Raw genomic sequence first — 15395 nt, forward strand, 5'->3', positions numbered from 1 at the left:
TGCCTAGATTCCGTCTTATTGATCAGAGTTGAACATTTCTTGCGCCAACTCTTCAACGAGCTGATCTCAGTATTTTTACGTTAGAAAATGTGAACTTTTTTCACTTGTTTATGCGCTTGTCGCTGTTACGGTCCAGTTACTACACTAGAATTAGTCGTATTGGACGTCTCTTCGGATGAAGAGGCGGTGGTTTCAGTTATTTCTTGGATTTCTTCTGTCGTTTTCCGCCATTCAGTCAAGCGTTGATTGACCATCTCTGGGTCTACTTTGTCAGAATAACTAGAAGATACCTTTCCATTTTTTAATCGTGCGACTTTCTCTTTATCTTCGGTCAAAAGCAGCACGCTCAAGTGCTTGTCCCCGTGTTGGACTTGCCTGATTGAAATGGCACTTAATACATCATTCACATTGATGAATTGATTTTTTTCCTTGTCTTTTGGCAGATAAATCTCTAGTTCTCCCTTTTCGTAGTTCGCTACAACTTCGTAGTCCGCCCACCAATAGGTTGAAAATTCTTTTTTGAATTCATCTACTGAAGCTTTATTTGCAATGGTTGTTTCTGGTTCTTTGTGCGCAAGATCAGCGGTCATTTTACCAGAAAATACTGCGGATAACATAAGTATTATAAAAAAGCCAATTAACCAAAAGAGAAGAAAAGGCCTTTTTTTTCGCATACCTTCTTCCACTCCCATTCAAATTTACCTATTCTATTATATACAAAAAATGAAACTTTAAGCGAAGAAATTAAAGAAAAAGATAAAAAATAACACATACCGATGATGTATAAAAGTGAAAATCCCGAGATCATCGTGCATCTCGGGATCATTTTTTAAATTAAAAAATTTCAAAAAAGAACAAATTTCTAATCAAACAGAAAAACTACTTGTATCAGCTACTTCTTTGAACCAGTAGCCAGATTTTTTGATCGTCCGTTTGCCATTAGCTAGATCGACTGAAATAAAGCCATAGCGATTTTTATACGCATTCGTCCATGACCAGTTATCCATACACGTCCACATGTGATACCCTAAGCAGTTCGCACCTTCTTCAATGGCTTGATGCACATATTTTAAGTGTTCTTGGACAAATTCGATGCGATAATCATCATGGATCATTCCGTCAGCTTCAATAAAGCGGGCTTCATTTTCAACCCCCATACCGTTTTCTGAGATAAAACAGTCGATATTGCCGTAGTTGTCTCGAACATTGATTAAGATATCGTAAATACCTTTTTCATAAATCTCCCACCCGCGATAAGGATTCATTTTACGTCCCGGCATTTCATAGTTATCAAAGTAATCTTCGGGCATCGGGCCATTTGTTGTATCGACTGCTGTTTCTTTGGCTTTGACACGGCGTGGCTGATAATAATTGATTCCTAAAAGATCCACCGTATTATTTTTGATAATTGCTAGATCTTCTTCCTGCATGTCCGGAAGAAGATCTAGCTCGGTTACGATATCGATCAATTCTTGTGGAAATTCTCCTTTCACAGCGGGATCTAAAAATGAGCGATTGAAAAAGGCATCGGCGATTTGCGCAGCTTTCACATCGGCAGGATCGTTCTCATTTCTTGGATAACTAGGTGTTAAATTTAAGATGATTCCGATTTTACCGTCTTGTTTTGTTTCATGATAGGCTTTGATAGCTAAAGCAGAAGATAATGCCTCGTGATAACCAACTTGAACTGCTTTTTTCATATCCGACTCTTCAGGATAATGCCAACGATATAAATAACCAGCCTCGACAGGAACGATTGGTTCATTATGCGTGAACCATTTTTTTACCTTTGTTCCAAATAATTCAAAACAAGTTTTGGCATACGTTTCATAAGCTTCGACAGTTTCACGAGCTAACCAACCACCTTTTTCTTGAAGGTACATCGGCATATCGAAATGATACAAGTTAACAAATGGCTCAATACCATGTGCAATCAGTTCATCAAAATAACTATTGTAAAATGCGACTGCTTGGGGATTGACTGCACCTGTTTCATCTGGAATCAAGCGACTCCATTGAATAGATGTCCGAAATGAATTATGTCCGGTTTGTTTCATCAACTGGACATCTTCTTTATATTTTGTATAGACTTGTGATGCTTTTTCCGGACCGACTTGATCAAAGAATTTTTCTGGCTCTTTGGAAAACCAATAATCGAAAATATTGTCTCCTTTATGATCTCCAGGTATCCGTCCTTCTGTTTGTGGTCCACTTGCTGCAGAGCCCCACCAAAATTTTTCTGGAAATTGATATGTTGTCATTTTTGCACCTCGTTGATTCTTTTCATTTAAGTTTTTTATGTCGCACATCACAATATAGCAAACGTTTTCTTCACTTACAACCATTATTATAAACCGTTTTCCCAAAAAAGACTAGACCAATTAGGGTAAATAATAAAATAGAACCCACGAGACTAAAAATATTTACTTTCCAGAAAACTTCTCATAGGACCACTCTGAAACACCAATGGCTACAAAAACTTACTTTTTGTAGCCATTTATTTCATGTTGCTGGATTCAATGGTATAATCACTTTATCCAATCTACTGGGGGCATTATTTTGAAAAAAACATTGATTTACTTTACGTTGATTTTTGCCTTATTCGCTTTTTCTGGCTGTAATCAATCAAATCACTCAACGGAAGAAACAACGAATACGACCACTTTTCAGGCGGATAAATCTGATATAGTAAATAGCACCTATACACTGAAGGTCCGAAAAAACATGGACCTTGCCAATGCAGAGATCAAATTTAAAGATGACACGATGGAATGGACACGAACATATGCTGAGTCTGAAACTGATACAGCAAGCACGACTCCAGAGAAAATCGTGTTAACCGATATCAAGATCACAACTGAAAATGAGGAGTATACGATCGTTGGTAAAAAAGACGGTTCGACTCAGACTTTTCATTTTAGAAAAATCGGTAATTTTCGTATAGAAGATGAAGAAGGTAATATCTATACGTTATAGTTTGAGTGCATAACATAAAAGCAGCAGTCGAAACAGAAATGTTTAATCTCGAAAAATAAGGCGCCATCCACGAAAATTGTTCTTCTAATTTTTGTGGATGGCGCCTTATTTTTCGAAGTGATTACTTCTATTGCGACGTTTATTCAGTTTTAGAATATGCTGTCCCACTCATGTTTCTTTTCATTAGATCGTGCATCTTTTAGCCGTTTTTCACTATGAAAGCTCAAAATGATGAGTCAATTTTTTGACACATGCTCATCGCTAAAAATTCTAAGTTTTCTTAATTAATTTTGTTTCTATCCTGTGTTTCTGCTATAGTAAAGAAGCACTTGATATACTAAGGAGAAAGATTATGCAGACAGCAAATACTCAAGATTACTGTACCTGTACGACGAATCAAAATGTACACACAGAGATCAACGACCAAGGAAGAGTCAATTTTTGTGACCATTGCCATAAAATGATCGAGGGTTCGAATCAACCTTTTGAGTTTTTTACAAGCCGAGAAAAGTAGAATAAAGAAACAAATAATTAAAAATAGAGCGCGGAACCGAAGTGTTTAGTCTCTAAAAATAAGGCAACAACTACAAAAATCATTCTTCCACTTTTTGTAGTTGTTGCCTTTTTTTGAAGAGGAAACTTTATCTCCACTGTTTATTCGGTTCTAGTTTGAAAACAATAAGCGAATTTTGCTTTTGTCTTACATAGCACCTGACGAATCTAATTGCTGCCCTTTAGCATGTTGATTGTCTGTATAGTAACTTCCAGACTGCTGTTCTTCTAATTCAGCTAATTTTGCTTGGATCTGCTCTATCACGACTTGTGCATCTTCAGGTCTTTCAACAAAATCAAAGGCATCACCATCTATTTGGATTTTTGGACAAACATCAAAGTCTTCGTACCATTGATCATACCGTTCATTCAATGAGCGGTAATACTGATAAAGCGTTTCATCACTATCCAATTGTTCATAGTCTCGTCCACGTTTTTTGATTCGTGCCAACATCGTATCAAGAGAGACTTTGATATGCACGAGTAAATCGGGTCTTTTTTTAGGTGCAACATCATCTAATTCATGAAGCATCGTATCTAAGAGGTTATCGTATTGTCGGACTTCAATGTCTGACACACGACCCAAATCAGCATTTAGATGAAACAATAAACTGTCTTCATAAATCGAACGATCCAATACGTTATCATCATGGTTCAGTGCATTTTTCATCGCTAAAAATCGTTTATTCAAAAAGAAGATCTGTAATAAAAACGCATATTGCTCTGGATTCGAGTAAAACAAAGGTAGTACCTCATTGTCCTCTACATTTTCATAAAATGGTGTTGAATCAATCTTTTTGGCAAGCATATCGGTCAAACTACTCTTTCCTGCGCCAATTGTTCCTGAAATCAATATCACTGACATCTAATCCCTTCTCATTCTATAAATATTCGCCTTTATAAGTACTTTTGGGTAACATCTTAAAATCATATACTTGGATTGCTTCGAACGTTTTTACATATGAATGTAAACTTTGAGTGATCATCAAATTAGTTGGTACCGTTTCTTCTTGAAAAATGATGATCGGTTTGTCCATCACTGTGGCGACACCTAATTCATAGGCAGTGCCAGGATCGATCGTCTGATGTTCAAAGTCTAGGATTGCTACAACTTGCTCTGCCGAGGCAAGTTCTTTCATGTCTCTCTCGTAGACTTCTTGCGCCCATCCGCCACTAAACATCTCATAATTACTGTGTTGATGGTGTCTTGGTGAGTAGAAACTATCCACCGTTGGATTGGCAGTCAATGCCGTTTCAACCTGAGCAATCCGCTCGATTTGTTCATCTGAAAAGAATGGTCCTGCTAAATAAATATAACTCATTATTTAATCTCCTGCATCATTGATTTCGTTTGTTTTTCTGTTGCACATAATTGATTGATCAGCTCAAAAGGATCATTTGAAAAATAAAGATGGTTGAGCCATTTCTCAGCCATAAATCCTTCTCTCGCGAAATTCCCAATCAATTCTTTCAATCCTGAATAATACCCATGAACATCAAGGATACCAATAGGTTTTTCTGGTATCAGGCCGATCGCCATCCAGGAGAGTAGTTGCGAAAATTCTTCGAGTGTACCTAGTCCTCCAGGAAAGACCAGCACTGCTTCTCCTTTTTCGAATAGTAGTTCCTTACGTTTATCGATCGTTTCCGTTGGTATAAACGTGGTAACATCTGTTTTTGGTAATTCTGCAGAAAACAGCCCGACTGGATAGATCCCTGTTACTTGTCCGCCATTTTGTAAGATCGTGCGACTAAAAACACCCATGATACCTGAATCTGATCCACCATAAACCAATTCAATTTGTTTTTCTGCCATATATTTTCCAATCGTTTCAGCTAACAGAATATACTTCTGATCTTGCCCAGAACGTGAACCGCAAAAAATAGTCAACTTCAAAAAAAACACATCCTTACTAATCGATCTACCTTTATTCTACTCTTGTTTTTTTAAAATAAAAGACTAGATTTAGTTATATTTTAGTGTTATACAAAACAAAAAACACTATATATAGTGTTTTGTCTTCGGGTAACATTTCAATGAATTATGTTTTAATACTATTTTTTAAATAACTAAAAACTAAAAAAAGTATGGTCTTACTTTGTGATATTCTCTTTCTTTCGACTTTCTTACGAATAACATTTGACTTCTGTTGAAGAAAGAAATCCATTTTATTTCTTTTGTTATTTTTATTTATATCGATCAACAAATTCTCAACGGCTGATCCGATAGAAGATAGAAAACAGTCAAACGATCCATGAGGTCAAAACGCATGACTTGCCTTGATCATTGATAAGGAAGCATAAAAAAAAGCAATAAACGATGTTGTGGATCATTACTTGTTCTTTCAGACTTATAGTTTGATCAATCGTCCTTGGGTATACGTGTTGGACAAAAAAAGAAGAGGGAACGATTGTCCCTCCTCTTTTGGCACAGTAAATAAAAGCCCATACATTTTATTCATTTAATCGACAAAAAAGCTAGCAATCTCCTTTAAGATTCGATACAATGAACTCGGTCGATGGTTTCCATTGACTATGGCAAACTTGATTGGTCAATGCGTTGACTACTCAAGCCCTCAATTTTTAGCTGCCACTAAAAATTGGGGGGCCTTTTTTATTTGACTGTTTCTATCTGCCATTTATGATACTGATTCCTAGATTGAGAGTCAAGCAAATCTGAAAAGCTACAAAAAACTGTACCATTTTTGCCCCAGTTTTTTGTATAACTTTAGTTATCGGTTTAAATCTATCAATGGATGCGTCAATAATTGGTCCACTTGCTTTCTAGTCGTGAGTGGCACATCCCCTTGTATCGTGTGGGCTAAGCGTGAATTACCTAATGCAAATTGAACGGTTCGATCCAATGACCAATCCTCACTATAGCCTAATAAAATCCCCGCAGCAAAGGCATCACCTGCTCCAATACGATCTAAACTATCCAGTGGATACGCTTCTGTTTCGATCCATTCTGTCGAAGACATCAGATAGCCACTTAGTTGTTTCTTTTCACTGGTTGCTTGCCGTGTCGTACCAGCAAACCAATCGATTTGATAATCACTTAAAAATTCTTGGAACGAGCGAATCTTGGCAGAACGACTGGAAAGGTCGATCGGCCTCTCTAATAATTCAGACAAATCACGAACAGAACCAAAGATGATCGTGCAATAGGGCAGTATTTCTTGATAACGTTCTTTCATCACTCTTTTTTTATCTGGCTCTTGGTTTAGACTCGGACGAAAATTAAAATCAAAACAAACTTTTTTTCCTTTTCTATGCGCTGTTTTTGCTACAGCAAGCGCCACTTCCGCGGAATGCTCATTTAAACTCAAACTGATGCCACAGATGTGGACTAAATCAACTGTTTCGATAAAGTCCTCGATGGTATAATCAGCCACTGTCGCTAAACCAAAAGAACTATTTTTACGATTTTGATAGGTAATTTCTGTTGGTCTGATTCCATAGCCCATCTCAGCAAAATAAGTACCGATATGTCGTTCTTTTTGAATGACATAGGAGGTATTGATACCTAAACTCTTCAAATTAGCTAACGCTGCATCCCCCAAACGATTGGCTGGTAGTGCCGTCAACAAGTAACTTTCTACTCCAAAATGTGCTAGATTACCAACTAGATTCACACCTGTTCCAGTATATGCCATACGCAAAGTGTGCGTTTGTTCCAACATCAGATATTCAGGGGGTGTCAGCCTCAACATCACTTCACCAAATGCACCGATTTTCATGGTCACTCACCTGTTCTCACTAATTTTTTCATCATATCCAACAACTGACGGACTTCCTCTGGTCGAGTATCACCTGTCTCTGGATCAATGATCGAACTATAGACGTGAGGGATAATTTTTTTGACTCCTGCATCTAATGCGATCTGAACGATTTCTTCAAAATTCGTCAAATCGATTCCACCCGTTGGCTCTAAATAAAAATCAAACGCTGCACAAGCTGCTGCAACAGCTTCATATTCTTTCTTATGCGCTAATCCCTTCATTGGAAAATATTTGATCGAGCTTCCACCCATATCCTGTAACAAACGAATGGCTGTTTCGATCGGTACCATCGCAGCAGGGCCTTGGCTACTTAAAGGACCAGTGGCAAGATTGACGTATCCTTCTTTTCCAGTTGGAGAAACTAAACCATTGACGATCGTGTCTGACTGTCCTAAGACCGCACGAGAAGCGCCAACACCTGTGAAAACTTGGTTGACATGTTGGGGTTGTAATACTTTCGCCAAGCGAGTCACCATCTGGCTTTGCTTTGGATCGCCGGCACCTAAGCCGATCGATAAGGCATTATTTGTTGCTTCTTGGTATTTTTTCATGTCTGTGATAGCTGCATCATCACTTGGATAATTTTTAGACAAAACACCTAGTAAGATATGCCCTTCGGCTTCTTCATAACATTTTTTTGCATTTTCGACAGAATTGGCTAGCACATTCAAACAGATTCTATCTTCAAGATAATTTGGGGTCAATGACATCATGATTACTCCTTTGGTTGTAAGATTTCATTTAAACGTTGGATGATTTGTTCCATCTCTTTTTGCGTCACTGAGCGAATATCGAACTCAATGATCCCATTGTTCGCTTGGTACTCTCTGGTATAAATGACTGGGGCTTTTGCTTTTAGCTGCTCGATGATCGTCCTGGCAGAGCCTGTAACGACTTGGATACTGGCACGATAGATTTCTCGCCCAGCAGGATCTTGGACGACTTTAGCCCTGATACCTGGCAACTTTTCAAGTGCTTCGACAAATGGCTGAACTCTTTTTTTCATCGATTCACCTGATTCGCTACCATGTATCAAATAATCGTCGACTGCTTGGACAAATCCTAAAACATTTTCTTTGCCGATCTTCATCGATCGACCAATGCCTTGTGATTGCAGACGAACCCAAGAAACGAACGGATCTTTACCAATCACCATCCCTGCACTTGGACCTTCAATCGCTTTGGCACCTGAATAGATCACTAGATCAGCGCCTAATGCGGTATATTTAAGTAAGTCTTCTTCGGCTGCTGCATCAACGATCAAAGGCAGTTCGTAGTGATTAGCCACTGTTACCGCTTCTGCCACCTCCAACATACTTTTCTGTACGGTATGATGACTTTTGATGTACAAAATACCTGCTGTTTGCTCGGTGATCATCGCCTCGATGTGGTTGGGTGTACATTGGTTGGCATACCCTGCCTCAATGACATGCCCTCCTCCTTGTTGGATCATTAATTCCACTGGCACACCATAATCGACATTATGACCTTTAGGTAAAATGATTTCTCTGCGTTTGATTGTTTCGTCATAAGGGTGATGCACATGGTACATCGATCCTTGACCGATCACCGCAGCAACGGATTGAGCGATTCCAGCAGATGCGGAAGAAACGATTTGAACATCGTCTACTTCTAATTGTTTTGCCAAGTATGCACCGGTTTTCTTCATCAATTCAGCCATTTCAAAAAAATGTTCGCCCCCAAAACGCTGGGCTTCTAACACCGATTCGCTCACGGTGGACACGCCTAAGACCGTCATTCGACCAGAAGCATTGATCACTTCATTCAAGCCAAATTTCTCATGATTCACAGTCATAACTGACACCCCCAATAATAACGCTTACAGGAATAATTTGCTGTGTGGTCGTTCGTATATTGCCATTCGAGTCCGTCAATTGTTTTTCTTGATCGAGAAACTTATAAATCGTAAAGTCTGCATCAAAGCCTTCTTTGATATTGCCTTTTGTCGCTAGGTTGAACTGTCTCGCTGGTGCGCTGGTCACTTTTTCAAGAATTTCTTGCCAAGAATAACCGATAACGTAGAGTTTCTCCATCGTCGTTGCTAAATCATATACCGGACCATTTTTACGATTTCTGATATAGATATCTGTGCTGATCGAATCGGTTTTGATTCCCGCATGGAGCGCAGTTTCTGCCACGTCAAAGTTGAAACTATCAGTCCCATGACCGATGTCGAACACCACACCATCAGCAATGGCTTGTTTGACGAAGGATTTGATTTCATTGGTCACTGGATCAATGATGCCATTAGGCTTTCCATTGAAACAATGGGTCATCACATCATTCTTTCCCATCTGCGCTAAAATTTCATCTAAACGTGGAGGCGCAGAACCGATATGGACCATTAGTGGTAATCCAGCATTTTGCTTTTGGATTTCTTTTGCTAACTTTAAAGGCGTAATCCCATTTTTACCCACGACTGTTTTACTCATCCGAGCTTTTAACCCTACAATAAAATCAGGCAATTCTGTTAGTTTTTGATGAACCAGATCCGTTTGGATTTTTGATAAATCTGCCAACTCATCTTGTTCCACAATCCCCCATTTTGAAATATTCAATAAAGCAAAAACATTTGTCTTTGCTTGCTTTGCATGTTCATAAAATGTGTGGATATTTTCCGCACCTGTCGTTCCAGCATCAATGACCGTTGTTACCCCTTTATCTACACCAATTTCATCGGGATAGTCGTAATATAATGTCATTTCTTCAAAACAATGGACATGATCATCGATCCACCCTGCGGAGAGATACTGTTCATCTGAAAGTACCAGTTCTTGTTTCCCAGATTCTTCGATGTGCTTACTGATCAAGACAATCTTACCGTTCTTCACAGCGATATCAACAGGTTCTTTGCCTAACTCCTGACCTTTTCTTATAATTAAATCAAACATGACAAACGCCTACTTTTCTTTAAATTTGAATTTTGACCAAGGGTGGACGAAAGATAGTAACAGTTGTTCATCCGCAACAATGGCACCCACTTTATTTTTTCTTGGATCTTGATGTGGCGTTAATACGATCTGTAACTCATTCTTATATTTCCCAAAGCAATCATTTCCAATGACGACATCTCCCACTTGAAACATTTCTTCATTGTCATGGGGAGGATTAGCATCTGCTTGATACATTTTTCTCACTTCTGTCGAACGGATCACTTGCGACGTGATATCCCCTCTGCGAACGTGTTGCTCGTTCAAAACAATTCCTCGTTCGACTTCATGGGTCTGAGGAAGAAACTCAATAGCAAAAACAGTTTGGTATCGATCAACTGCACCTAATGCTTGCAACTCTTCTTCCGAAGCATACGCATTGCCGATAATGACATCATCAATAAGGTTAGTCGCAAATAAATGTTTAGCCGCTGGAACGACGCCTAACTGGCGATGCATTTCCAATGTTGGCAAGCCATCGTTTACATCCCAAGGACCGATTGTGCCCGTTTGAGAAGTAATAAAAGCGGCAGTACGGATGCCTTGGCGTTTAAATCGGCGACTGCATGTTTCAAAAAATTCATAAGGAAGTCCAGTTCCTGCTTGAGGATAAAAATTATGACACCCGTATAAAAACGGGGTATTCGCTTGATGGCTCAAAATATTTTCTAAATAAGCCACATCATTACTCATATTCAATTCAATTGCTAACTGGTAAGGATTGTAAGTCAGTAGCGCTTCTTTTCTGCCATCAAATCCTAAATCTAAACGAATCCCATCTGCACCTAGTTCATGAAAAAAACTCATGTCATCATATGAAATATTCAACTGTTCGAAAATCGATGGTGCGACATCTAAAATCGTTTCAAACCCAAGTGATGAAGCATATTCGATCAATTGCTGAAATTTCTGTTTGATTTGTTCTGTTTCCTCAGTCACTTCTAACATGCTCATAAAAATTCGAGTAAACCCATATTTATGTGCCATTTCGAGATAAGCACGATCTTCTTGCGGATTGCTGTGATCAGGATAAAGAGAGATTCCTAGTGAACGTTTCATATTAACTCCTGCTTTCTTTTCTATTTACTCGTTCGTGATACCATCTGTGATCTGGACAGAGGCTTGTTCTGCTTGTTCTTCTTCTCTCTCCTGTGCCAGCTGTTGTTTTTCAAATACTTTGAAGAATGGATAATAGATCGCCAAAGTGATAAAGAAGTTGAACACGACTAAGACACCCGCAGCGACACTCCAATTGGTACTCATCCAAGCCGCAAGTGGCGCTGGTATCGCGAAAGGCAACCGTGCGACCATCATTGGCACTAAACCACTTACCGTAAGGACATAAGAAATCGTTGTCGTTACTAAGGGTGCGACAATAAATGGGATACCCAATACTGGATTCATGACGATTGGTGCCCCAAAAATCATTGGTTCATTGATATTGAACAAACCAGGAAGGATCGACAGACGTCCTAAGCTTTTCAGATACTTGGATTTGGAGAACATGAACAGTACGACTAATGCAAGTGTCGTACCTGCCCCACCGATCCAGACAAACCATTGTAAAAATTGTTCTGTAAAGATATTTGGCATATCATGTGCATTGGTTCCTGCATTGAATGCGTCAATATTTTCAGCAATCGAGATATCCCAAAACGGACGAATCACCGGTCCCATGATAGCTGGTCCATGAATCCCTAATACCCAGAAGAAACAAATCAAGAAAACCGTAAGTAGTCCACCAAATAAACTGTTCCCTGCTAACACGCCTTTAAGTGGCATCAACAATTGACTCAAGAAACCATTCAAGTCAAAGCCAAGCAAATGTCGGATGACCCAAAAGAAAATCAAGATCACTGCTCCTGGGATCAATGCGACAAAAGAATTCGTCACTTCTGGCGGCACACCATCTGGCATTTTTATCGTGATTTTCTTTTCAATAAAGAAACGATAGATCTCAACAGACAAAATTGCTGTTACGATTGCCCCAAATAAAGAACCTGAACCAAGATTCGCAATATTGATATAGCGTCCAGCGGTTATTCCTTCAAGATCTTCCAACACTTGAGTTGGTGGCGCAGCTACGATCAGAAAGGACATCAAGGCTAAAATACCGGCAGTTAATGAATCTAAACGATAGCTCTTTGCTAATGAAGAGGCAATCCCAAATGTGGCATATAAAGCTAAGATCCCCACTGTATATCGAAATGGGATATCTAAAATTGCACGATATGGTTCAATGACTGCCGCGACCGACGCAATCGGGATGTTCAATAATATCGTAAAAAATGAACCAACGATCGTTAATGGCATCGTCGCAATGATTCCTTTTCGAATCGCTGTCATGTGACGCTGTGTACCAATCCGATTCGCAACAGGCATGATTTTTTGTTCGATCAACCCTACAAATTTATCCATTTGTTATTCCCCCTTACCAAAACATTATAATGTTTAAATAAAAGATAACATATTAATGATATAATGTAAACATTTTCATTAAAATATATGATTATTCTGACAAAAAGAGACTGAGACAATCGGCCTCTCCCACCTCCTGAAACCGAATAAACGGCGGGAACAGAAGTAACCTCTTCGAGAAACAAGGCGCCATCCACAAAAATTTGAAGAACAATTTTCATGGATGACGCCTTGTTTCTCGAGGCTACACACTTCTGCCCCGACCTCATTGCGATTGTCTATGTTTCGTAGTTGATATGATAAGGATGTAGATCCGTATGATAAATTGCCTCTGAATACTCGACCACTTCTCGATCTTCCGTCGTTGATCGACGTACACGCTTGATACCGATTTCTGAAGTCGTCTTTAATAGTGCTTTTTCTTCATCTGTTAAAAACGTGGCAGAAAAGTCATCTGAAAAAGAGTCGATAATGTGATTATTCTGTGTGAGCAACCGATATAAAGATTCTTTATCAAATTCTTTTTGTTTCATTTTATTCATGTCTTTTGGTAAATAGTGAACAAAATAGATATATGGTTGGTCATTTAAATAATACAAACGCTTGAAGCATACCGCAGCTGAACCAAACATCGAATATAATGGATGATCTTTTTTGATACTGATTTTTTCTAAACCAATCGTTTCTTTGCGAACCTCGTATTGGGAATCTTTTAAGATCTGAGTAAAACTTTCGGCTTTAGATAAACGATTGTAAGGACGATTGCTTAATACTGTCGTTCCCCGACCACTTTTCTTTTCGACATATTCATCTGTGGCTAATAACTCGATAGCTTTTCGCACAGTGATTTTACTCACTTGGAACAATTCTTCTAACTCATTTTCAGTCGGTAGCATACTCCCCACCGGATACTTTCCTGAAAAAATATCCTCTTTGATCTTGTCTGCTACTTCTAAATATAATACACGCGTTCTTTTCATAGCTTCACCTTTCACCTTTATGTTAGTAAGAGAATAACATAAATAAACAAAAAAAAGAATAGAAATATTGATAATTGGTCTACCTATGTACAAATAATAAGCTTAGATATAACAAAACATCTAAGCTTATTACCCTACTTTTTTCGTACCTTTGTTATACCCTTGTTTTAATAACATAATTACTGATTATAAAAACAAGGAGAATTTTATCAGAAATTTCAAACAATCATTAAATTTGTAAGGACTTTTGTGGTGAAAGGCCTTTCTACAAAAATGGCCCAGTCGTTATTTATCCTAATTCTTCGCCGTTCGTTTTAATGACTGCCTTGTACCAGTCAAAAGATTTTTTCTTGGTACGTGCTAAAGTCCCATTCCCTTCATCATCAAGGTCGACATAAATAAATCCATAGCGTTTACTCATTTCTCCTGTAGATGCGCTAACTAAATCGATACAGCCCCATGGTGTGTAGCCCATCAAATCGACCCCATCAGCAACTGCATCAGCCATTGCTTCGATATGACGACGCAAGTAATCGATACGATAATCATCATTGATTGAGCCATCTTCTTCCACTTTATCGATCGCACCCAGGCCATTTTCAACAATAAACAGTGGTTTTTCATAGCGGTTATATAATTCATTCAACGCCACGCGCAATCCTTCAGGGTCGATTTGCCAGCCCCACTCACTTGCTTCAAGGAATGGATTCTTCACGCCGCCTAGTAGGTTTCCATTCGATGTATCGGCATCTGGATTGATTTCATCGATAGCTGATGACATATAGTAACTAAACCCGATATAATCCACTGGATACTCTTTTAATAATTGGAAATCTTCTTCTGTTTGTTCTAGTTTTGCTGCGTCAACTCCATATTTCTTATACGTACGTGCTGTATAGGCTGGATATTCGCCACGAACTTGCACATCTGTACAGAAGAAGTTGAACTCTTGATTTTGGATCAATGTAGCCACTTGATTGATCGGATTTGCATCAATACTATAGGTCGTTGCATAAATGATCATACAGCCTACTTGGATATCCGAGCGCAACTCATGTGCGATCTTCACCGCTTTGCTGCTAGCGACAAACTGATTATGCCATGCTTGAAAAATATTTTGGTAATCACTTGCGCCATTGCTTTTGACCAATCCTTGACTCAATGCTGGGAAATGGAAAGCTGAATTGATCTCATTGAACGTCATCCAATACTTCACTTTGCTGCTGTAACGTTCTAACACTGTACGAGCAAAACGTTCATAAAACTCAATCAACTGACGGTTTTTCCACCCACCGTATTCTTTTGCTAAGTGTAATGGCATTTCATAATGAGAAATCGTAATGACTGGCTCGATGTCATAGCTCAAGCACGTATCGATCAGTTCATCATAAAAAGCTAAGCCCGCTTCATTTGGTGTTTGCTCATCACCTTGAGGGAAAATTCGTGTCCAAGCAATGGAGAAACGATAACTTTTAAAGCCCATTTCTGCAAATAAAGCAATATCTTCTTTGAAGTGATCGTAATGTTCGATTCCACGATGATTGGGGTAAAGGTATTTCTCCTCATCGATCGTCCAATCAAATTCTTCACTCCCGATGATTGCAAAACGTTGTTTACCACCAGGCATAGCATCGGCGACAGATAAGCCTTTCCCATCGCGGTCGAAAGCACCTTCTAATTGATTGGCAGCTGTTGCGCCACCCCATAAAAAGTCTTTTTTGAATCGTGCTGTCATG

The 15395-nt window shown here is 38.9% G+C and carries 15 protein-coding genes; 2 read left to right on the forward strand and 13 right to left on the reverse strand.

Annotated elements, in window-relative coordinates; genetic code table 11:
• Positions 1–125: 125 nt before the first annotated feature.
• Together CYK55_RS10195 and CYK55_RS10200 are read right to left on the reverse strand one after the other, a co-directional pair.
• Positions 126–674, reverse strand: coding sequence for a hypothetical protein (locus CYK55_RS10195; protein ID WP_126134265.1), 549 nt, complete (start codon positions 672–674; stop codon positions 126–128).
• Positions 675–866: 192 nt separating this feature from the next.
• The gene (locus CYK55_RS10200; protein WP_034686750.1) at positions 867–2261 is read right to left on the reverse strand and encodes a glycoside hydrolase family 1 protein; all 1395 of its coding nucleotides are present in this window, start codon (positions 2259–2261) and stop codon (positions 867–869) included.
• Positions 2262–2559: 298 nt separating this feature from the next.
• Here CYK55_RS10200 and CYK55_RS10205 point away from each other — a divergent pair, with 298 nt between their 5' ends.
• Both CYK55_RS10205 and CYK55_RS13520 read left to right on the forward strand, forming a co-directional pair.
• Positions 2560–2976: a hypothetical protein gene (locus tag CYK55_RS10205; protein ID WP_034686752.1), complete on the forward strand. Its 417-nt coding sequence runs from the start codon at positions 2560–2562 to the stop codon at positions 2974–2976.
• Positions 2977–3328: 352 nt separating this feature from the next.
• Positions 3329–3490: a hypothetical protein gene (locus CYK55_RS13520; protein ID WP_164546247.1), complete on the forward strand. Its 162-nt coding sequence runs from the start codon at positions 3329–3331 to the stop codon at positions 3488–3490.
• A gap of 186 nt (positions 3491–3676) precedes the next feature.
• On the opposite strand, the gene CYK55_RS10210 is transcribed toward CYK55_RS13520, so the two are convergent.
• The 11 genes from CYK55_RS10210 to CYK55_RS10260 form a co-directional block, all read right to left on the reverse strand.
• A complete protein-coding gene (locus tag CYK55_RS10210; RefSeq protein ID WP_034686754.1) occupies positions 3677–4393 on the reverse strand; it encodes a deoxynucleoside kinase in 717 nt (238 codons plus the stop codon).
• A 16-nt stretch (positions 4394–4409) separates the two neighbouring features.
• Positions 4410–4850, reverse strand: a complete 441-nt coding sequence (locus CYK55_RS10215; protein WP_034686757.1) for a nucleoside 2-deoxyribosyltransferase — start codon at positions 4848–4850, stop codon at positions 4410–4412.
• Positions 4850–5425 carry a TIGR00730 family Rossman fold protein gene (locus CYK55_RS10220; RefSeq protein WP_034686759.1) on the reverse strand — a complete coding sequence of 192 codons (576 nt, stop codon included), beginning with the start codon at positions 5423–5425 and terminating at the stop codon, positions 4850–4852. Before CYK55_RS10220 ends, CYK55_RS10215 begins: the two co-directional genes overlap by 1 nt.
• 835 nt (positions 5426–6260) lie before the next feature.
• On the reverse strand, positions 6261–7268 hold the full coding sequence (locus CYK55_RS10225) for a sugar kinase (protein ID WP_034686761.1): 1008 nt from the start codon (positions 7266–7268) through the stop codon (positions 6261–6263).
• A 2-nt stretch (positions 7269–7270) separates the two neighbouring features.
• A complete protein-coding gene (dagF, locus tag CYK55_RS10230; RefSeq protein WP_034686772.1) occupies positions 7271–8020 on the reverse strand; it encodes a 2-dehydro-3-deoxy-phosphogluconate aldolase in 750 nt (249 codons plus the stop codon).
• Between the two features lie 5 nt (positions 8021–8025).
• The gene (locus tag CYK55_RS10235) at positions 8026–9126 is read right to left on the reverse strand and encodes a DgaE family pyridoxal phosphate-dependent ammonia lyase (protein WP_034686773.1); all 1101 of its coding nucleotides are present in this window, start codon (positions 9124–9126) and stop codon (positions 8026–8028) included.
• Positions 9110–10222, reverse strand: coding sequence for an amidohydrolase/deacetylase family metallohydrolase (locus tag CYK55_RS10240; protein ID WP_034686774.1), 1113 nt, complete (start codon positions 10220–10222; stop codon positions 9110–9112). The genes CYK55_RS10235 and CYK55_RS10240 overlap by 17 nt, the downstream gene beginning before the upstream one ends.
• Positions 10223–10231: 9 nt before the next feature.
• Positions 10232–11320, reverse strand: coding sequence for a DUF871 domain-containing protein (locus tag CYK55_RS10245; RefSeq protein WP_034686776.1), 1089 nt, complete (start codon positions 11318–11320; stop codon positions 10232–10234).
• A gap of 24 nt (positions 11321–11344) precedes the next feature.
• The gene (locus CYK55_RS10250; protein ID WP_034686778.1) at positions 11345–12679 is read right to left on the reverse strand and encodes a PTS sugar transporter subunit IIC; all 1335 of its coding nucleotides are present in this window, start codon (positions 12677–12679) and stop codon (positions 11345–11347) included.
• A gap of 278 nt (positions 12680–12957) precedes the next feature.
• On the reverse strand, positions 12958–13659 hold the full coding sequence (locus CYK55_RS10255; protein WP_010734698.1) for a GntR family transcriptional regulator: 702 nt from the start codon (positions 13657–13659) through the stop codon (positions 12958–12960).
• 289 nt (positions 13660–13948) lie between these two features.
• Positions 13949–15394 carry a glycoside hydrolase family 1 protein gene (locus tag CYK55_RS10260; RefSeq protein ID WP_126134266.1) on the reverse strand — a complete coding sequence of 482 codons (1446 nt, stop codon included), beginning with the start codon at positions 15392–15394 and terminating at the stop codon, positions 13949–13951.
• Position 15395 lies beyond the last annotated feature (1 nt).

The sequence above is a fragment of the Enterococcus mundtii genome (assembly GCF_003957375.1).
Classification (GTDB): Bacteria; Bacillota; Bacilli; order Lactobacillales; family Enterococcaceae; genus Enterococcus_B; species Enterococcus_B spodopteracolus.